Source organism: Mesorhizobium sp. M1169 (assembly GCF_040318345.1).
Taxonomy (GTDB): Bacteria; Pseudomonadota; Alphaproteobacteria; order Rhizobiales; family Rhizobiaceae; genus Mesorhizobium.
In genome coordinates, this window is the sequence record NZ_JAMYME010000002.1 from 1 (window position 1) to 16,663 (window position 16,663).

At 62.0% G+C, this 16,663-nt stretch carries 20 protein-coding genes; 11 read left to right on the top strand and 9 right to left on the bottom strand.

The genetic code is table 11. The features are described from left to right. Window positions 1–31 precede the first annotated feature (31 nt). Entirely contained in the window at window positions 32–1,006 is a 975-nt protein-coding gene (locus NKH41_RS01865) for a metallophosphoesterase family protein (RefSeq protein ID WP_352767330.1), read from the bottom strand. Between the two features lie 53 nt (window positions 1,007–1,059). Between NKH41_RS01865 and NKH41_RS01870 the strand changes: the two genes are divergently transcribed. After that, a complete protein-coding gene (locus NKH41_RS01870; protein ID WP_352767300.1) occupies window positions 1,060–1,560 on the top strand; it encodes an NUDIX domain-containing protein in 501 nt (166 codons plus the stop codon). 306 nt (window positions 1,561–1,866) lie between these two features. Here NKH41_RS01870 and NKH41_RS01875 read toward each other — a convergent pair whose 3' ends face one another. Further along, window positions 1,867–2,016 (bottom strand): hypothetical protein, encoded by a 150-nt coding sequence (locus NKH41_RS01875; protein ID WP_352469691.1) that lies wholly within the window; start codon window positions 2,014–2,016, stop codon window positions 1,867–1,869. Window positions 2,017–2,135: 119 nt separating this feature from the next. Further along, window positions 2,136–3,125, bottom strand: a complete 990-nt coding sequence (locus NKH41_RS01880; RefSeq protein ID WP_352767298.1) for a glutathione S-transferase family protein — start codon at window positions 3,123–3,125, stop codon at window positions 2,136–2,138. A gap of 280 nt (window positions 3,126–3,405) precedes the next feature. On the opposite strand from NKH41_RS01880, the gene NKH41_RS01885 reads away from it, so the two are divergent. The 4 genes from NKH41_RS01885 to NKH41_RS01900 all read left to right on the top strand — a co-directional run bounded on the left by NKH41_RS01885 (window position 3,406) and on the right by NKH41_RS01900 (window position 6,075). Further along, window positions 3,406–3,960 (top strand): GNAT family N-acetyltransferase, encoded by a 555-nt coding sequence (locus NKH41_RS01885; protein WP_352767296.1) that lies wholly within the window; start codon window positions 3,406–3,408, stop codon window positions 3,958–3,960. 63 nt (window positions 3,961–4,023) lie between these two features. After that, a complete protein-coding gene (locus tag NKH41_RS01890; protein ID WP_352767294.1) occupies window positions 4,024–4,785 on the top strand; it encodes an SDR family NAD(P)-dependent oxidoreductase in 762 nt (253 codons plus the stop codon). Between the two features lie 16 nt (window positions 4,786–4,801). Next, window positions 4,802–5,563, top strand: coding sequence for a HugZ family pyridoxamine 5'-phosphate oxidase (locus NKH41_RS01895; protein ID WP_352767293.1), 762 nt, complete (start codon window positions 4,802–4,804; stop codon window positions 5,561–5,563). Between the two features lie 173 nt (window positions 5,564–5,736). Next, window positions 5,737–6,075 (top strand): ArsR/SmtB family transcription factor, encoded by a 339-nt coding sequence (locus NKH41_RS01900; protein ID WP_023679553.1) that lies wholly within the window; start codon window positions 5,737–5,739, stop codon window positions 6,073–6,075. A 72-nt stretch (window positions 6,076–6,147) separates the two neighbouring features. Here NKH41_RS01900 and NKH41_RS01905 read toward each other — a convergent pair whose 3' ends face one another. Next, entirely contained in the window at window positions 6,148–7,152 is a 1,005-nt protein-coding gene (locus NKH41_RS01905) for a L,D-transpeptidase (protein ID WP_352767291.1), read from the bottom strand. Window positions 7,153–7,464: 312 nt separating this feature from the next. Between NKH41_RS01905 and NKH41_RS01910 the strand changes: the two genes are divergently transcribed. Beyond that, entirely contained in the window at window positions 7,465–8,262 is a 798-nt protein-coding gene (locus tag NKH41_RS01910; RefSeq protein WP_352502237.1) for a TrmH family RNA methyltransferase, read from the top strand. A gap of 37 nt (window positions 8,263–8,299) precedes the next feature. Here NKH41_RS01910 and NKH41_RS01915 read toward each other — a convergent pair whose 3' ends face one another. Then, entirely contained in the window at window positions 8,300–9,463 is a 1,164-nt protein-coding gene (locus NKH41_RS01915) for a coiled-coil domain-containing protein (RefSeq protein ID WP_352767289.1), read from the bottom strand. A 149-nt stretch (window positions 9,464–9,612) separates the two neighbouring features. Continuing rightward, window positions 9,613–10,194 (bottom strand): DUF1134 domain-containing protein, encoded by a 582-nt coding sequence (locus NKH41_RS01920; RefSeq protein WP_023679557.1) that lies wholly within the window; start codon window positions 10,192–10,194, stop codon window positions 9,613–9,615. 340 nt (window positions 10,195–10,534) lie between these two features. Here NKH41_RS01920 and chpT point away from each other — a divergent pair, with 340 nt between their 5' ends. Then, a complete protein-coding gene (gene chpT, locus NKH41_RS01925) occupies window positions 10,535–11,164 on the top strand; it encodes a histidine phosphotransferase ChpT (protein ID WP_352452917.1) in 630 nt (209 codons plus the stop codon). 238 nt (window positions 11,165–11,402) lie between these two features. Then, window positions 11,403–11,771 (top strand): response regulator, encoded by a 369-nt coding sequence (locus tag NKH41_RS01930; RefSeq protein ID WP_352452918.1) that lies wholly within the window; start codon window positions 11,403–11,405, stop codon window positions 11,769–11,771. A 105-nt stretch (window positions 11,772–11,876) separates the two neighbouring features. On the opposite strand, the gene ctrA is transcribed toward NKH41_RS01930, so the two are convergent. Further along, window positions 11,877–12,572 (bottom strand): response regulator transcription factor CtrA, encoded by a 696-nt coding sequence (gene ctrA / locus NKH41_RS01935; protein ID WP_006203583.1) that lies wholly within the window; start codon window positions 12,570–12,572, stop codon window positions 11,877–11,879. A 450-nt stretch (window positions 12,573–13,022) separates the two neighbouring features. On the opposite strand from ctrA, the gene NKH41_RS01940 reads away from it, so the two are divergent. Further along, on the top strand, window positions 13,023–13,400 hold the full coding sequence (locus NKH41_RS01940) for a flagellar export protein FliJ (RefSeq protein ID WP_023719275.1): 378 nt from the start codon (window positions 13,023–13,025) through the stop codon (window positions 13,398–13,400). A gap of 62 nt (window positions 13,401–13,462) precedes the next feature. Here the strand turns inward: NKH41_RS01940 and NKH41_RS01945 are convergent, their stop codons facing one another. Next, window positions 13,463–13,858: a winged helix-turn-helix transcriptional regulator gene (locus NKH41_RS01945; RefSeq protein WP_352469683.1), complete on the bottom strand. Its 396-nt coding sequence runs from the start codon at window positions 13,856–13,858 to the stop codon at window positions 13,463–13,465. A 93-nt stretch (window positions 13,859–13,951) separates the two neighbouring features. On the opposite strand from NKH41_RS01945, the gene NKH41_RS01950 reads away from it, so the two are divergent. Further along, on the top strand, window positions 13,952–14,878 hold the full coding sequence (locus NKH41_RS01950; RefSeq protein WP_352767288.1) for an NADP-dependent oxidoreductase: 927 nt from the start codon (window positions 13,952–13,954) through the stop codon (window positions 14,876–14,878). Between the two features lie 57 nt (window positions 14,879–14,935). On the opposite strand, the gene sciP is transcribed toward NKH41_RS01950, so the two are convergent. Continuing rightward, complete coding sequence (gene sciP, locus NKH41_RS01955) at window positions 14,936–15,211, bottom strand: CtrA inhibitor SciP (protein WP_023679563.1); 276 nt, start codon at window positions 15,209–15,211, stop codon at window positions 14,936–14,938. Between the two features lie 261 nt (window positions 15,212–15,472). Here sciP and mnmA point away from each other — a divergent pair, with 261 nt between their 5' ends. Beyond that, complete coding sequence (gene mnmA / locus NKH41_RS01960; protein ID WP_352767286.1) at window positions 15,473–16,663, top strand: tRNA 2-thiouridine(34) synthase MnmA; 1,191 nt, start codon at window positions 15,473–15,475, stop codon at window positions 16,661–16,663.

Below are 16,663 nucleotides of genomic sequence, written 5' to 3' on the forward strand. Positions count from 1 at the left end.
CGAAAGCTCATCATCCTCGCAAACGCACTACTCAGGGACAATCGGACCTGGACACCATCTCTCCCTTGACCAACACGGATACTCTAGCCATCGACGCCTCGGCCCCCACGCCAAGCTCCAGCGTCTGCAGGTCGCTGGGCGGCAATGCCGGCCCGGTCAGGCCGCGGCGCGTCAGCCTGATCCGCCAATTGTCCTTTTCACCGTCGATGTCGAGCAGATTGTATTGCGCCGGCGCATGCGAACTGCCGGGCGCCTGCCCGGCGGCGGCGACCCCGACCACCGGAATTTTGATCTTGCGGGCGCCGATGAAGAACAGCGACGGCACATGCGAATGGCCGTGCAGCACAAGCTCGGCACCGTGCCGGTGAAGAACCTTGTGGAAGCGCGAGATGCCGAACAGCCGCTTGTTCTGGGAAACCGCGCCGCGCACCGGCGGATGGTGGATCATGATCACCCGGAACAGGCCGCGCTTGCCTGTGGCGTCGAGGATGCCGCGCAGCCTTTCCGCCTGGCCTTCCAGAAAGAAGCCGTTGGCCATGAACGGAGCCGTGGCGCGCGCCGTCGAGACGCCGACCAGCGCAACATTGCCGCGTACGCGCAAATAGGGAAAAGTGTTGCGATCGACCGGCGTGTTGACGCCGTCGCCGGTCATCCACGCCGCCCAGGACCGGCAGGTCTTGTCGAAGGCGCCCGGCACATAGGCGTCATGGTTTCCCGGCACGACCGACACGTCATTGGGCGAGCCCAGCGTCTCCAGCCAGTGCTTGGCCATCTCGACCTCGCCGTCGAGCGCCAGATTGACCAGGTCGCCGGTGATGGCGAGATGGTCCGGCCCGCTGGCCTTCATGTCGGCGACGATGGTGTCGATGACTGCATCATGCATGTAGCGGCGGCGGTTGCGCTGCCAATTGACGTAACCGACCACGCGCTTGGAGGCGAGATCGCGATAGGTTACATCGGGAAGCGGCCCCAGATGGACATCGGAAATATGCGCGAGCCTGAACATCTTTTCTTCATAGGCGAGCCGCGCGCGGCTTTCCACTCACGGTTTCGCGGACGATGACGACGCCGGATCTGGAGCAAGCCCTGCGTCAGACCGGCTGGCCGGGCTTCAGGGCGAGGCTGTTTCACCTGTATTTCGTACTGCGGCGGCCGATGACGCTCGGCGTGCGCGGCTTGATCCACGACCGCCCCTCCAATTCCGTCTTCCTCATCCGCCACACCTATGTCCCGGGCTGGCACCTTCCGGGCGGTGGCGTCGAGTTGGGCGAGACGATGATCGAAGCGCTGACACGCGAAATCTTCGAGGAAGGCAACATCGCGCTGACCGGACCGCCGGTGCTGAAGTCGCTGCATTTCAACCGCCGCGCCAGCCGCCGCGACCATGTCGGCCTCTATCTGGTCGAGGAGTTCAACCAGACAGCGCCCAAGCTGCCCGACCGCGAGATCGCCGAAGCCGGCTTCTTCCCGCTCGACCGCTTGCCCCAGGGCACGACACCGGCGACGCTGCGGCGGATTGCCGAAGTTTTTGGGGGGAATTCGGCATCGCCTTACTGGTAGATCATCTCTTCAACAGCTTTGGCTGCGTCGGTATAGGCCAGCAGCATTCATTGTTCTCAGAGAGATAAATGCTGAGCGATGAGGAGAAAAAATGCAACACAGCCAAAACGATAGATTTAGAATCGCGCTCTATGTATCACTTTACACGGGAATTAATGTGATAACATTTTCCGTTATAGCGTTAATTTCGACAATAGTTCTTGGGATAGATCCATACATGTTAGCAAAAGTTGGAAGATTCATCCAATTCACAATACAATTAGTTGCGGCATTCGTGACATATTTCGTTTTTATAAAGCGACATGCTCAGCTTTTTACTCGCACTGAATTCTGGAAAATGGTCGGCTTCTCAACCCTGATAGAAATGATTTTGGGAATGGCTGTGCTTCTGCCGTCGGGATTGTTACGCGCAATCCCGCCCCAGATGTCGGTCGTGATCGTCATGATCAGCGGCATCGTTGCGTTCCTTGCAACGTCGCTCGGCTACTCCAATCGATTTGGAAATACCATATTGAAAGCTGAACTCGTTAGAAGGGCAAAGATGGACTCCGAGACCTTCCGCTAGATCGCTGATTTCACGCCGCATTCCTGAACCTGTCCCGGTCATGCGGCGCGCCGTAGTCCAGCTCCGGCCCGACCGGCACGATGCGCGTCGGGTTGATGGTCTCGTGGCTGCCGTAATAATGCGCCTTGATGTGGTGCAAATTCACCGTGCCGGCGACGCCCGGCACCTGGTAGAGATCGCGCAGGTAATTCGACAGGTTCGGATAGTCGGCGATGCGGCGCAGATTGCACTTGAAATGGCCGACATAGACCGGGTCGAAGCGGACCAGTGTCGTGAACAGCCGCCAGTCCGCCTCGGTGATGCGGCTGCCGACGAGATAGCGCTGCCTTGACAGACGGTCCTCCAGCATGTCGAGCGCCGAGAACAATTCGCCGAATGCCTCCTCGTAGGCTGCCTGCGTGGTGGCGAAGCCGGCACGGTAGACGCCGTTGTTGACCGCGGGATAGACCAGCGCATTGATCGCATCGATCTCGCCGCACAACGGTTGCGGATAAAAATCGAGCCTGGCATCGCCCCATTCGTCGAAGGCCGAATTGAGCATGCGGATGATCTCGGAGGATTCGTTGGAAACGATGGTCTGCTCGCGTTTGTCCCACAGCACCGGAACGGTGACTCGGCCCGAATAGCCGGGATCGGCCCTGGTGTAGATCTGGTGCAGGAAATCGAGGCCGTAGAGCGTGTCGCCGGTGGCGCCGTCCTCGGCCAGGAACGTCCAGCCGTCGGCGCCCATGAAATGATGGACGACCGAGACGGAAATCACGTCCTCGAGTTTTTTGAGCACGCGAAAGATCAGCGTCCGATGCGCCCACGGGCAGGCGAGCGAGACATAGAGGTGATAGCGGCCGGGCTCGGCCTTGAAGCCGCGTTTTCGCCCTTCGGCCGGCGTGCCGTCGCGGGTCACCCAGTCGCGCCACTGCGACTGCGCCCGCACGAACCTGCCGCCGCTCTCCCCGCTATCGTGCCAGCGGTCCTGCCATTGGCCTTCGACTAGCAATCCCATGCAATATCCTTTCGCGTTCCTACGCGATGTAGGGCACCAAGCGGCGCCGCGGAAATCCCCGATGCTGAACAGATCGTCAACGGCTGCGTCGTCGAGTGCGGTCGGCTGCGCGGGCCAATTGCGGCGGCTGAAAATTGGTGCTAGCGGACATCCGCATGTTCGACTTTGCCGTGATCCGGTTCGACCGACGACGAAAGAGCGCCCGCGCTTGATGAAGCGCTGACTGGCGAACGCTGCCGCTTGCAGCAAACCTTTCCTCGCATACCGGAACGCAAAGACCATGAGCCTTGCCGACTTGAAATACCTGGCCGACGTGAAATACCTGCCGGAAACTCCGGCGCACGATCCTGAAATCGAAGCCATCAATGACGAGGCCTTCGGGCCAGGTCGCTTCGTGCTCGCCGCCTACAAGATCCGCCAAGGTGGCCCGCATGAACGGGCTTTGTCCTTCGTGGCCGTCGATGGCACAATCGTCGTCGCCTCGGTACGGATGACGCGCATCGCCGCCGGCGCTGGCCGCGCGCTGATGCTCGGGCCGCTCGCTGTGCGGCCGGCCTTCAAAAATCTCGGCATCGGCCGCAAGCTGGTGACAATCGCGCTGGAAGCCGCCGCCAACGCCGGCGCGCCGGCGGTGATGCTGGTCGGCGACGAACCCTACTACGGCCCGCTCGGCTTCAGGAGGCTGCCGCGCGGGCAGATCTCGATGCCGCGTCCGGTCGACCCCGACCGGCTTTTGGCGCACGAGATCGTGCCGGGCGCGTTGGCGAGGCTGGCGGGCGAGGTTTGCCACGCCGACCAGGCAAGGATTGCCGCGCACATCGCCGCGATGGCATGACCGTGCCGGTGCTGTCGCACGGTGGCTTGGCGGCATAGTCTGGACACGGAGGAGGACGTCGAGATGAACCCGAACGGCCAGATTGCGATCGTCACCGGTGGCGGCTCCGGCCTTGGCGAGGCGACGGCGCGCGCTCTTGCCGCCGGCGGCGCCAGGGTTGCCGTCCTCGATCTCGGTATCGAGCGTGCGGCCAAGGTGGCGGCCGACATCGGCGGCATCGCCGTCCGATGTGATGTGAGCGACGCCGAGAGCGGTGCCGCCGCAGTCGCGGAAGCGGCAGAGACGCTCGGCGCACCGCGCATCCTGGTCAATTGCGCCGGCATCATTGTCGGCATGAAGACGATCGGCAAGGACGGACCGCATCCGCTCGATCAATACCGCAAGTTGATCGAGGTCAATCTGATCGGCACCTTCAACATGATCCGCCTGGTCGCCGACCGGACCGCCAGGCTCGAGCCGCTGCAGGGCGGCGAGCGCGGTGTCATCGTCAACACCGCGTCGGTCGCGGCCTATGACGGCCAGATCGGCCAGGCCGCCTATTCCGCGTCCAAGGCCGGCGTCGTCGGCATGACGCTGCCGGTGGCGCGCGATCTCGCCCGCTCCGGCATTCGCGTCTGCACCATCGCACCCGGCATCTTCAGGACGCCGATGATGGCCGGCATGCCGCAGGAGGTGCAGGATTCGCTCGGCGCCGCTGTGCCCTTCCCTTCCCGTTTGGGCGAGCCTTCGGAATACGCGGCACTTGCCTTGCACATCATCGAGAACCAGATGCTCAACGGCGAGACAATTCGCCTCGACGGCGCCATCCGCATGGCGCCGAAATAAATGCGACGGTGATGCCTTGGACGAACCCAGGAAAGACGTGATCCGCGCGACCGATACCGAGGCGATCAGGCTGGCAAAGACGCTGATCCGCAGCGCCCGTTTCGGCGCGTTGGCAGTCCTCGAACCAGGAACCGGTTCGCCGCTGGCCAGCCGGGTCGGCGTCGCCACAGACATCGACGGCACGCCATTGATCCTGGTGTCGATGCTGTCCGCTCATACCGGCGCCATCCTTGCCGACCCGCGCTGCTCGTTGCTGGTCGGCGAACCCGGCAAGGGCGATCCGCTGGCGCATCCGCGATTGACGCTCGTCTGCCGCGCCGTGCGGCTGGAGCGCGGCTCGAACGAACACGCCCGCGCCGAGCGGCGCTACCTCAACCGCAACCCCAAGGCAAAACTGTATGCCGGGCTCGGCGACTTCTCGATCTTCCGGCTCGAACCGGAGCGCGCCAGCCTGAACGGCGGCTTCGGCAAGGCCTATCTGCTCGACCGCACCGATCTGGTCGCGACGGGAACGATCGTCGAAGAGCTTGCCGCCGGCGAGCAATCGGCGCTCGACCACATGAACGCCGACCATCTCGATGCGATTGCCCTCTACGCAAGTCATTTCGGCGGGGCCGAGAGTGACGGCTGGATCGTCACCGGGTTCGACGCCGACGGCATGGATCTCATATCGGGCGACAATGTCTGTCGGGTTTTCTTCCCCGAGCCGCTGAGGGCGGCGCGCGACCTCAGGCCTGTCCTGGTTGACATGGCCAAGGCTGCCCGATCGGCAAATTAATCACAGCCGCACAGTTAATCGGCTTGCGTGGAAAGCAAGCCTTGAGATTTGAGCGAAATGTTCTACCTTTGCGAGTGACGCTGAATCGCTGGCGTGCATCTATAGGGAAAGTCTATGGAATCCGACGCTATTGCCCCCATAGCGGCGGATGAGCAAGAAGGCATGGGGGATCTATGGTCTCGAACAAACTAGTCGCCAACGCCGGAACCGCGGCTGCGTTTCTGACGCTGATGGGCAACGAAAAACGTTTGTTGATCATGAGCTATCTGGCCGAGGGCGAGATGTCGGTCGGCGCCATAGCCGAGAAGGTATCGCTCAGCCAATCCGCCCTGTCACAGCATCTGGCCAAGCTCAGGGCTTCCGACCTTGTCGAGACCCGCCGCGACCGGCAAATGATCTATTATTCCTGCAAGTCCGCGGCGGTGCGCGAATTGCTGCACATGCTGGACGGCATTTTCGGCGAAGGTGAACTGTCGCAGATGGCTCACCGGCTGCGTCGCGCCGGGACCTGAGCGGCCGAGGCGGAGAATGCCCCGCCAAATCCGCCTTGCTGCCAAGTCCGCCCTCCTGCCAAGTCAGCCTTGCTACTGAACACGCTCGTCGGCGGCCTGCGCAATCTCGTCCTTGAACTCGACATTCGTGCCCGGCTGCACCATGGAGGCAAGGTCTTCGGCATCCCAATTGGTCAACCGGATGCAGCCATGCGAAAAGGTCGTGCCGATCTTGCCTGGTTCGGGCGTGCCGTGGATGCCGTAGCTTTCGATGGAGAGGTCGATCCAGACCGATCCCACGGGATTGTTCGGCCCGGCAGCGATGGTGAAGGGCCGCTTGGTCTTGACCCCCTTGAAAGCGAAGTCCGGATCGTAATGATAGGTAGGGTTGTGCACCACGCGCCTGACCTCCGCCATGCCGCTTGGCGCCGGCTTCTCCTCGCTCCCAATCGAGGCCGGGTAGACCGCCAGCCATTTGCCGGCACGGTCGAGCACACGCACCAGGCGAGCGCCCTTGTCGACCTCGACGGTGGCGACGCCGGCGGGAGGGTCGCCTCTGCCGACATCAGGCACCACCAAGGTCCTGCCTGGTTTCCTGAGGCTGGTGCCCGGATTGAGCATTCGCAGCAATTGGTCGCTGACGTGGAAGCGCTCGGCCAACCTCTCCACCGCATTGCGGTAGCCGAGCCGCCGCAAGCGGGCCATCCTCTCCAAGCGAGCCGGAATACGCCTGGTGAACGGTCCGCGCACATCCTTGCGCATCACCTCATAGGTCACCAGCACCGGCTTGGCGGAGGTTGCGATGAGTTTGCTCCAGGTTTGTGGACTGAGCTTGCCATCGGGCGGAAGTCCGTTTGCCGCCTGAAACGCGGCGACGGCTTTGGCGAAGTTCCGGGAAAGGCGACCGTCGATGAGGCCCGGCGAGAAGCGGGCGCGATCCAGAAGGATCTGCGCCTTCAGCAGCATCGGATCGACACCCTTCGGTTCGCCGATAGTGAATTGGGACTGATTGACGGTGGCTGGATCGAGCTTGGCCGCGCGGGCCACGCCGCATGCGAGGGCAAGTGTGGCGGCAAAGACGAGGAGGAGCCTGATCATCGATGTCGTCCCAGGACCGCAGCAGGAGCCCGCCTCTATGACGCGGCATGGCCCCGTGGGGTTCCTTCGCCCCATCGAAATTCTGCATTGAAGCGGCTTGGCCGAAGTGCCGTGCCGCGGGAATCAATATCTCCATGCCGCCAGGAGGCCAGGCAAGGCGTCTCGGCCCGGCGCCTTGTGATTGGATTTGACCGTTAGAACGGCGTGCATCCATTTGGACGCTGAGATACGGTCAGAGCTTCGGATCCGGCATCATGCCTTCCGAAGCCGAATCCCGATTCGCGGCCGACGCCAAGATCCGCCGAGGAAGCCATGAATCCGATCCGCATAGACGACCCGCAGGATCCTCGCGTCGCCGCCTATCTCGACATCCGGGAACGCGATCTTGCCGGCCGGCAGGGCCGTTTCGTCGCCGAAGGCAAGGTGGTGCTCGACACGCTGCTTGCCGCCCGTCGCTTCGAGGCAGAATCGGTGCTGGTGCTCGAGAACCGGCTGGCCGGCCTCGATGACGTCCTGCGCAAGGCGCCTGCCGGGCTTCCGATCTATGTCGCATCCGGCGAAGTCATGGACAGGATTGCCGGATTCCACATGCATCGCGGCATATTGGCGATCGGCCGCAAGGGCGCGGCCGTCTCCGCTGAAGCTTTGCTCGGCGCACTGCCCGCCCGCGCGCTGATCGTGGTGCTGGTCGGCATCGCCAATCATGACAATATGGGATCGATCTTCCGCAATGCCGCCGCCTTTGGCGCGGATGCCGCGCTTCTCGATCCGACCTGCTGCGATCCGTTGTACCGCAAGGCAATCCGCGTCTCGGTGGGCGCGGCCTTGAAAGTCCCCTTCGCCTGCTTTGCCGATACCGCCGGCTGCACCGCAATGCTCGACCGGCAAGGCTTCAGCCAATTCGCCTTGTCGCCGCGCGGGCAGATCGACATTCGCGATGCCAAGAGAAACGAGCGGCTGGCGCTCTATCTCGGCACCGAGGGCGAAGGCCTGCCGGAAAGCCTGCTTGCCCGCCTGCAGACTCTGCGGATCGGTATGGCGCAGGGCTTCGACAGCCTGAACGTCGCCGCCGCATCAGCCATCGCGCTGCATCATTTTTCCGGAGCCTAATTTAGAGCCGGGGCGTCCCGCTCGCGCTTGTGGAATCTTAGTCGGTCGAAGCGGCCTTCTGCAGCGCCCGCACCCGATCGGCAAGGCTGCGTCCGCCGCTCCCCGGCCGCGTATCCTCAGGCGCTGCAAGCGCCCGGGCGATCGGCGAATCCGGCCCGTCGAGCTTTGCCGTCAAGGCCACGACTTGCGCCGCCAGATCGTTCATCTCTTCGCGCAATGCCGCGCTGGCGCTGCCGGTATCGTCTCCGGTCCGCGATTTCGACGTTTCGACGGCAGCAAGATCTGTCTTCAGCCGCCTGTTCTCGCGTGCCAGCGACGTCAGCCTGGCCTCCAGCCGCTCGCGGTCGGCGTCGAGCTTGGCGGTTGTCTGTTCGATGTCGCCGTTGGCGGCCACATTGACCTGGGTGCCTGGCACGCCGGCAAGACCCACCGCAGGCGCCCTTTCAGCGCCTTTCGGCTTTTCGCGAAGGCGCACCAGTTCCTTCTCGCGGCGCTCGAGCCTGTCCTCGCGATCGGCCAGCGAGGCGAGCAGGCGTTCGACCTTCTTTTCCAGGTCGCCGGTTCTTTTCTTCTCGGCCTTCAGCGCGTCCCGCAAAACCTTGCTTTCGGCTGCCAATTCCTGGCTGCGCCTGTCCGCCTCCTTGCGCTGGCCGCGCAGCAGCGAAATGTCGCTTGCCAACTTCTGCAGCTCGGATTCGCGCGCCACCAGCTCGATCTGCCTGCTGCTGGATGAAAAACTGGCGTCGTCATACATGTGCTCCAGTTTCCGCAGTTCGAGCCCGCGCTTTTCGAGGGCGCGCTCGGTCTCCGCAAGCCGTTCCGACAGCTGCTGCAGTTGCTCATCGCGCTTGCGAAGCTCCTCGCCGCTGGCTGTAAGATCGGCGACGACCCGGTTCTTGTCCTGTCGCTCGGCCGCCAATTCCTTCAGGGCTTCGCGGTCGCGGCCGATCTCGACCAGCTGTTCGGCGGCTTTCTCGCGCAATGACTTGACGGTCATTTCAAGCCGGCGCACCGAAACCGCGAACTCGGCGCGAATGCGATCCTTGTCCGCCTGGATCTCGGCCAGCGTCAACGGCATCGAGCCCTCGACGCGCTTGCGCGTCAGCGCCACCGCCCGCCGCCACACGGCCGGAGCAATCATCAGCGCCAGGAAGCCGGCGCAGAGAAAGCCGAGAACAAAGAACAGGATCGACTGGACCAAGATGACTATCCGTTGTGCATGGCAACCGCCAAAGGTCGACTTTGCCATCTTCGCATGACGGAAATCCGGCGCCACGGCAAGAGTATGCCGCGGCAAAGCTCAGACCGTGGGATCACAGCTCCAATCGCAGTGGCGCCATCATGCAGGTGTCAGAACGGATTCCAGGTCGCGCGCTGGGTGAGCTTGAGGTAGCCGAGATTGACGCCGAGACGGGCGCCGACGCCGGTACGGATCGGCACGAGCAGCACATTGTTGTTCTTCAGCACGTTGAAGCCGACGCCGGCGACGACATAGGCGGAGCCGGCGACGCCGCCAAAACGATTATAGAGGCTGCTCACATCGTCGAGATTGTAGACCAGCATCATGACGCGCGAGCCCTCGCCGCCGAAATCCCAGCCGAGCGAAGGGCCTTGCCAGAACACTTTGTGGTCGCCGGCATTCTTGGTGTAGAGCGTGCCTTCGCCATAGGTCAGGCCACCGATCAGCGCCCCGGACCCCTCTTCGCCGAGCAGATAGCCGTTCGGCAGGCCATAGGTGGCGAAAATCTTCTCGACGACGGTGGCGAGCCCGCCCGACGTCGCGCCGAAGAATTTATGACCGGAATCGACGATCTCCTGCGCGGTGTATTCCTGCGCCCGCGCGGCCGATGCCGAAAAGGCGACAAGGCCGATGAGCGCGATCGTCATTGAGATGACACGGAAAAAAGTCCGGTCGTAGAATCGGGAAACCATGCTTCCAATCTCCGTCAGGGAGCACTTTCGCCGACGCCTCGCACCCGTACGGCTCTTTGGCGGCCGTTAAGGATGACTGTTAGGGGCAAACTATGCCGTAATCCTTTTTCAACCATTAAACTCCCACATGAAGATGGCGGTTCGAAGGCTGTTTTCACATCGCCCGCGCAGCACCCTGCTGCGTGAACACGCCATTTTCGACAATCATGATTTCGGATTTGTTGCTGCACGCACAAGCGCTGTGTATTCAGAATGCTTGGGAGAGAGCGTGATTCGTGTGGACAGGCGTGATCATGATCGCCCGGTCATTGTGTTGTGAAATTTGCAGGGATTTTTGCCGATGGCCGAGCTTTTCACCCTTTCCGCACCCGATCTGGCAGCGCTGCTGTGCAGCCGGGTCTGCCACGACATCATTTCGCCGGTCGGTGCCATAAACAACGGGCTTGAGCTGCTCGACGAAGGCGGCGCCGACGAAGACGCCATGAAGCTGATCCGCCAAAGCGCCAAAAACGCCTCCGCCCGCCTGCAATTCGCCCGCATCGCCTTCGGTGCCGCCGGTTCCGCCGGCATGCTGATCGACACCGGGGACGCCGAGGCCGTGGCCATCGCCTTCCTGAAGAACGAGAAGCCGGAACTGATCTGGAACGGAACCCGCGCACTGTTGCCCAAGAACAAGGTCAAGCTGCTGCTCAATCTCATCCTCGTCGCTAACGCCGCCATTCCGCGCGGCGGCAGGCTGGTGGTCACGCTGGAGAACCTCGAGACCGAGCCGCGCTTTGCGCTCGCGGCGAGCGGCCCGATGCTGCGCGTGCCGCCCAAATTCCTGGAATTGCATTCCGGCCACAGGCCGGAAGAGCCGATCGACGCGCATTCGGTGCAGCCCTATTACACGCTGCTCCTAGCCCGCGAAGCCAACATGACGATTTCGATCCATGCGACCGCCGACGAGATCGTCCTTTCCGCAGCCTGAAGTTCTCCTAAAGAGCGGGGAAAGTATTTTTCTCAAGTCATATTTGCGGCGTTGTCCTAACATCTGTGGGCGGGCTTGCGGATTGATTGCGTGAAGCATTGCGAAAGAAGATTTCACTTAAAACACCTTCAGGAAAATTTTACCTAACGGCTTTTCGGCTTCTTTACCAGATCGGCCTATGTTCCCCGGCAGATGCCACGACGCTGCCGGTTCGCCGCATGGCAAAGAGGGTCCCGGAATGAAACGCTGCATGTTCGTCGACAATTCGAGCGTCATCAGGAAGGTCGCAAGGCGTATCCTGGGCGGTTCCGGCATGATGGTGATCGAAGCCGCCAGCGGCCACGAGGCGATCGAGATGTGCGCGGCCGACATGCCTGATATCATCGTCGTCGACGGCGCCTTGCCGGACATGCAGGCGCAGGACCTCATCCGCCGCCTGCGCGCCATGGAAAGCCCGGTATTGCCGCAGGTTTTGATTTCGCTGGTCGAGGTCGATGTCGGGGCGATCATGCGGGCAAAACGAGCCGGCGCCCAGGGCTACCTGCTGAAGCCGTTCAACCGGCCGCAACTGCTCGAGTGCTTCCGCGCCTTGAAGATTGCCGCCTGATCAGAGCTGTTCCATTCCGACGAAAATCGGATCGGCTCTATCTTGTTGTTTTGCCGGGTTCTTTTCCGAAAAAATCGGCGCCCACCTTGGGATCACGCCCCTAGTTCAGGCGCTGACGCGGATATCTTCGGGCTCACGCAGCACATAGCCGCGGCCCCAGACGGTCTCGATGTAATTCTGCCCGCCAGACGCGGCGTCAAGCTTCTTGCGCAGCTTGCAGATGAAGACGTCGATGATCTTCAGTTCTGGCTCATCCATGCCGCCATAGAGATGGTTAAGGAACATTTCCTTGGTCAGCGTGGTGCCCTTGCGCAGCGAGAGCAGTTCCAGCATCTGATATTCCTTGCCGGTCAGATGCACGCGCTGGCCACCGACCTCAACGGTCTTGGCATCGAGATTGACCACTAGGTCGCCGGTGGTGATGACCGACTGGGCGTGGCCCTTGGAACGCCGCACGATGGCATGGATGCGGGCGACCAGTTCGTCCTTGTGAAAGGGCTTGGTCATGTAATCGTCGGCGCCGAAGCCGAGGCCGCGCACCTTGTCCTCGATGCCGGCCATGCCGGAGAGGATGAGGATCGGCGTCTTCACCTTGGACAGGCGAAGTGTTCTCAAAACTTCATAGCCCGACATGTCGGGGAGATTGAGGTCGAGGAGAATGATGTCGTAATCGTAAAGCTTGCCTAGATCGACGCCCTCTTCACCAAGGTCAGTCGTATAGACATTGAAACTTTCCGATTTCAGCATCAGCTCGATGCTTTGTGCGGTTGCACTGTCGTCTTCTATCAGCAGAACGCGCATTTCATTCCCCTTTTCTGCTGCCGGACCATTTCACGACCCGTCCAGGACCGGAGCAGTGATTGCCTGAGCAGAGGCTGCCATCGAATGGTTAATAAAACCTAATTCCCCGTCCATGACGGTATCAGATTTTTTAACCCCTTTCTACACCTTGTTGAATCCAATAACGAATCACAGACCCAAACCGTTAACGCAGCACATTAATAAGCCAGACTAAGTGACTCTTCGGACTCGTTGGCCGGGTTTCCCGACGAGAAGCAGAATTTTTACCCGCCCTTAAGTCCTGAGCCGTATGATTAACAATGCCCGTAAACGAATGGTTACCGCCGGCAAAAAACTTTAGGAGTTTGTTTCCCATAGTTCGGGGAAAGCCGGTGGAAACGGGTCAAGCCTGGGCCTTGCCGGGTGAATTGGACGATATGTGCAGGTGTGCGTTTCCGGGAGTACCGAATCATGAAGTCACGTGAAAACCTCGTTCGGCTGAAGCAATTTCAGGTGAGCGAGAAGCGGCGGCAGCTGCTGCAGCTCGACATGATGATCGCCGAATTCGAGCGCATGGCCGTCGAGCTGGAACTTCAGATTGCTGCCGAAGAGAAGAAGGCCGGCATCACCGACATCAATCACTTTGCTTATCCGACCTTCGCCAAGGCGGCACGTCTGCGCCGCGACAACCTTAGAAATTCGCAAAGCGACCTCGCCCAGCAGCGAAATGTCGCCGAATCATTGCTGAGCGAAGCCGAAGCGGAGCTTTCCAAGGCCGAGATGCTGGAATCGCGCGACACCAAGGCGCGCGACACAGAAGCCGGCGGCCGCAGCGCCATGATCGGGTGAAAACAAGACTTTAACGCGCGTCGCGCTTGCGCGCTATTGCTGCGCACCGAACTGTGCCCGCCTCAGGCATCCAGATCTTCTTGCTGTTCCGCCGCCCGTGCGCGCGCATTTTTGATGTCGGGCACATGCTGCTCCGACCAGGCTCTGATCTGATTGAGCAGCCCTGCCAGGTTCTGGCCAAGTTCGGTCAACTCATATTCGACCCGCGGCGGAATGACCGGGAAAACCTCGCGCCGCACAAGCCCGTCGCGTTCCAGGATACGCAGCGTCTGCGTCAGCATTTTCGGCGTGATGCCTTCGAGCTTGCGCGCCAATTCGCCGTTGCGGAGCCGGCCCCGGCGCAGCGCACAGATCACCAGGTAGACCCATTTGCTGGCGAGCGTCTCGAGCACGGCGTGTGACGGGCACGACCGCCGAAAGGCGTCATAGCCAAAAGGGGAAACATCTTCACTATCCATGGGGTGCATATATATCAAAAAGGTACATACTAGACAAGAGAAAATAACTATCCAAATGATAGTGGCACATCAAAACCAGCAGGAGAGCCTTCCATGCGTGCCATTATCCAGAATTCCTTCGGCGGACCCGATGTCCTCGTCATTGCCGATCGCCCCGCGCCATCACCCGAAGCCGGCGAAGTGCTCGTCCGCATCGAAGCGGCCGGCATCAATCCGGTCGATGGCGCAGTGCGCGGCGGCCACTATCCGCTGCTTGGCGAGCCGCCTTTTGTCCTTGGCTGGGACGTTTCGGGGACTGTCGAGGCGCTGGGCTCCGGCGTCTCCGGCCTCAAGGTCGGCGATGCCGTGTTCGGCATGCCGCGCTTTCCCAAACAGGCGGCAGCCTACGCCGAACTCGCCGCTGTCCCGGCTGATGAGCTTGCGCCGAAACCTGAAGGCATAGATCACGCGCAAGCCGCCGCGCTGCCGCTGGCCGGCCTGACGGCCTGGCAAGGCCTTGTCCGCCATGGCCGGCTCGATTCTGCCAAGCGCGTGCTGATCCACGCCGGAGCCGGCGGCGTCGGCCACCTGGCGGTGCAGATCGCCAAGGCGCACGGCGCTTACGTCGTCGCGACCGCCAGCCCGGAAAAGCTCGATTTCGTCCGCTCGCTCGGCGCCGACGAGGTGATCGACTACACAAGGGACGATTTCGCCGCGAAGGCCCGCGACATCGATCTGGTTCTGGACCCGTTCGGCGGCGTGCATGCGGAGCAATCACTGAAAGTGCTCACTGCCGGCGGCGTTCTGGTGTCGCTGCTCGATGTCAGCGATGCCACCAAGGCAAAGGCCAGGACGCGAGGCATCCACGTCGAGCGCATGTCCGTAGTGCCCGACCGTGCCGCTCTGGTGGAGCTCGGCAAATTGATCGACGCGAAAAAGCTGGCCGTCCACGTGGCAAAGGCGTTTCCCCTCGAACAGGCCGGTGCCGCCCATGCCTTTCTCGCAACCAGGCCGATCGGCAAGGTGGTGCTGACGGTCTGAAATTGCAGATCGTCGACCCTCGCAGACGTAAGGGCGCTGATCAGCGCCCTTATCGGCCTAATGCCGGTATTGCTGGATGCGCGTGGTGCGCAGGCCGGCAAGGCCGTATTCGTCGATCGACGCTTGCCAGGACAGGAATTCCTCGGTGGTGAGCTTGTAGCGCTGGCATGCCTCTTCGAGGCTCAAAAGCCCGCCACGCACCGCCGCCACCACTTCCGCCTTGCGCCGGATAACCCAGCGACGTGTGTTCGTCGGCGGCAGATCGGCGATGGTAAGTGGGCTGCCGTCCGGCCCGATAACATATTTGACTCGCGGTCTAATTAGATCGGTCATCGTACTCTCTACAAAAAACTCAAAGACCCAATCCCCACCACATTACCGCCACAGCTTTAAAATTTGCCTAAGCAGACCCTAATGGTTAGGTAAGGATCATGAACGCGGCGTTAGCCTTTTCATCGGCATTTGAAACATCTGCCGGCAAGCGCATTGAACCCGGCAGGAAAAATGAGCCGGCCCGGCAAAGCTGGCGCAGCCGAGACGCTTGACCTATATTCCGGCCATTGGCATTGAAGCGCCGCGCAGAACGAAAGAACCATGAACAGCCTCGATCTTCCCGGACGCCCCGAAAACACCCGCGTCGTCGTCGCCATGTCGGGCGGTGTCGATTCGTCGGTCGTTGCCGGCCTCCTGAAGCGCGAGGGCTACGACGTCGTCGGTGTCACGCTGCAGCTTTATGACCACGGCGCGGCAACGCACCGGGCCGGCTCATGCTGCGCCGGCCAGGACATCGACGATGCCCGCCGCGTCTCCGAGACGCTCGGCATCCCGCATTACGTCCTCGATTACGAGGAGCGCTTCCGCAAGGCGGTGATCGACCCGTTCGCCGAGAGCTATGTCGCCGGCGAAACGCCGATCCCTTGCGTTTCCTGCAATCAGACGGTGAAATTCGCCGACCTTCTTGCGACCGCCAAGGAACTCGGCGCCGACGCGCTGGCGACCGGCCACTACATCCGTTCCGGCGCCAATGGCGCCCACCGCGCGCTTTACCGGCCGGTCGACGCCGACCGCGACCAGAGCTACTTCCTGTTCGCCACCACCCAGGCGCAGATCGACTATCTGCGTTTTCCGCTCGGCGGCCTGTCGAAGCCTGAGGTTCGCGCCATCGCCGAGGAGATGGGACTGACGGTTGCGGCCAAGCAGGACAGCCAGGACATCTGCTTCGTGCCGCAGGGCAAGTATTCCGACATCATCGCCAAGCTGAAGCCGGCTGCCGCCAATCCGGGCGACATCGTCCATATAGACGGGCGCGTGCTTGGCCGCCACGAGGGCATTTTGCGCTACACCGTCGGTCAGCGCCGCGGCATCGGCATCGCCTCGGGCGAGCCGCTCTACGTCGTTCATCTCGACGCCGACCGGGCCCGCGTCGTCGTCGGCCCGCGCGAGGCGCTGGAGACCCACAAGATCTTCTTGCGCAACATGAACTGGCTGGGCGATGGCCCGCTGACCGCTATCCCGGCGGCCGGGCTTGAGCTTTTCGCCAAGGTGCGCTCGACGCGGCCGCCGCGCCCGGCCGTGCTGCATCACCGCGTCGGTGTCACTTCGGTGGAACTGGTCGACGGCGAATCCGGCATCGCGCCCGGTCAGGCTTGCGTGCTCTATTCCGACGATGGCAACGAGGCGCGCGTGTTCGGCGGCGGCTTCATCGAGCGCTCCGAGCGCGGCGCCGAGGCCGAGGCGATGCTGACGCGGCTTGCCGTCCAGCCGGCGCGGGTTCCCGCCGAATAG

What these genes read in the sequence shown, in the direction of transcription:
- NKH41_RS01865 (WP_352767330.1), bottom strand. Translation starts at nt 1,006, where the DNA reads ATGTTCAGGCTCGCGCATATTTCCGATGTCCATCTGGGGCCGCTTCCC.
- NKH41_RS01870 (WP_352767300.1), top strand. Translation starts at nt 1,060, where the DNA reads ATGACGACGCCGGATCTGGAGCAAGCCCTGCGTCAGACCGGCTGGCCG.
- NKH41_RS01875 (WP_352469691.1), bottom strand. Translation starts at nt 2,016, where the DNA reads ATGCCGCTGATCATGACGATCACGACCGACATCTGGGGCGGGATTGCG.
- NKH41_RS01880 (WP_352767298.1), bottom strand. Translation starts at nt 3,125, where the DNA reads ATGGGATTGCTAGTCGAAGGCCAATGGCAGGACCGCTGGCACGATAGC.
- NKH41_RS01885 (WP_352767296.1), top strand. Translation starts at nt 3,406, where the DNA reads ATGAGCCTTGCCGACTTGAAATACCTGGCCGACGTGAAATACCTGCCG.
- NKH41_RS01890 (WP_352767294.1), top strand. Translation starts at nt 4,024, where the DNA reads ATGAACCCGAACGGCCAGATTGCGATCGTCACCGGTGGCGGCTCCGGC.
- NKH41_RS01900 (WP_023679553.1), top strand. Translation starts at nt 5,737, where the DNA reads ATGGTCTCGAACAAACTAGTCGCCAACGCCGGAACCGCGGCTGCGTTT.
- NKH41_RS01905 (WP_352767291.1), bottom strand. Translation starts at nt 7,152, where the DNA reads ATGATCAGGCTCCTCCTCGTCTTTGCCGCCACACTTGCCCTCGCATGC.
- NKH41_RS01910 (WP_352502237.1), top strand. Translation starts at nt 7,465, where the DNA reads ATGAATCCGATCCGCATAGACGACCCGCAGGATCCTCGCGTCGCCGCC.
- NKH41_RS01920 (WP_023679557.1), bottom strand. Translation starts at nt 10,194, where the DNA reads ATGGTTTCCCGATTCTACGACCGGACTTTTTTCCGTGTCATCTCAATG.
- chpT (WP_352452917.1), top strand. Translation starts at nt 10,535, where the DNA reads ATGGCCGAGCTTTTCACCCTTTCCGCACCCGATCTGGCAGCGCTGCTG.
- NKH41_RS01930 (WP_352452918.1), top strand. Translation starts at nt 11,403, where the DNA reads ATGAAACGCTGCATGTTCGTCGACAATTCGAGCGTCATCAGGAAGGTC.
- ctrA (WP_006203583.1), bottom strand. Translation starts at nt 12,572, where the DNA reads ATGCGCGTTCTGCTGATAGAAGACGACAGTGCAACCGCACAAAGCATC.
- NKH41_RS01940 (WP_023719275.1), top strand. Translation starts at nt 13,023, where the DNA reads ATGAAGTCACGTGAAAACCTCGTTCGGCTGAAGCAATTTCAGGTGAGC.
- NKH41_RS01945 (WP_352469683.1), bottom strand. Translation starts at nt 13,858, where the DNA reads ATGGATAGTGAAGATGTTTCCCCTTTTGGCTATGACGCCTTTCGGCGG.
- NKH41_RS01950 (WP_352767288.1), top strand. Translation starts at nt 13,952, where the DNA reads ATGCGTGCCATTATCCAGAATTCCTTCGGCGGACCCGATGTCCTCGTC.
- sciP (WP_023679563.1), bottom strand. Translation starts at nt 15,211, where the DNA reads ATGACCGATCTAATTAGACCGCGAGTCAAATATGTTATCGGGCCGGAC.
- mnmA (WP_352767286.1), top strand. Translation starts at nt 15,473, where the DNA reads ATGAACAGCCTCGATCTTCCCGGACGCCCCGAAAACACCCGCGTCGTC.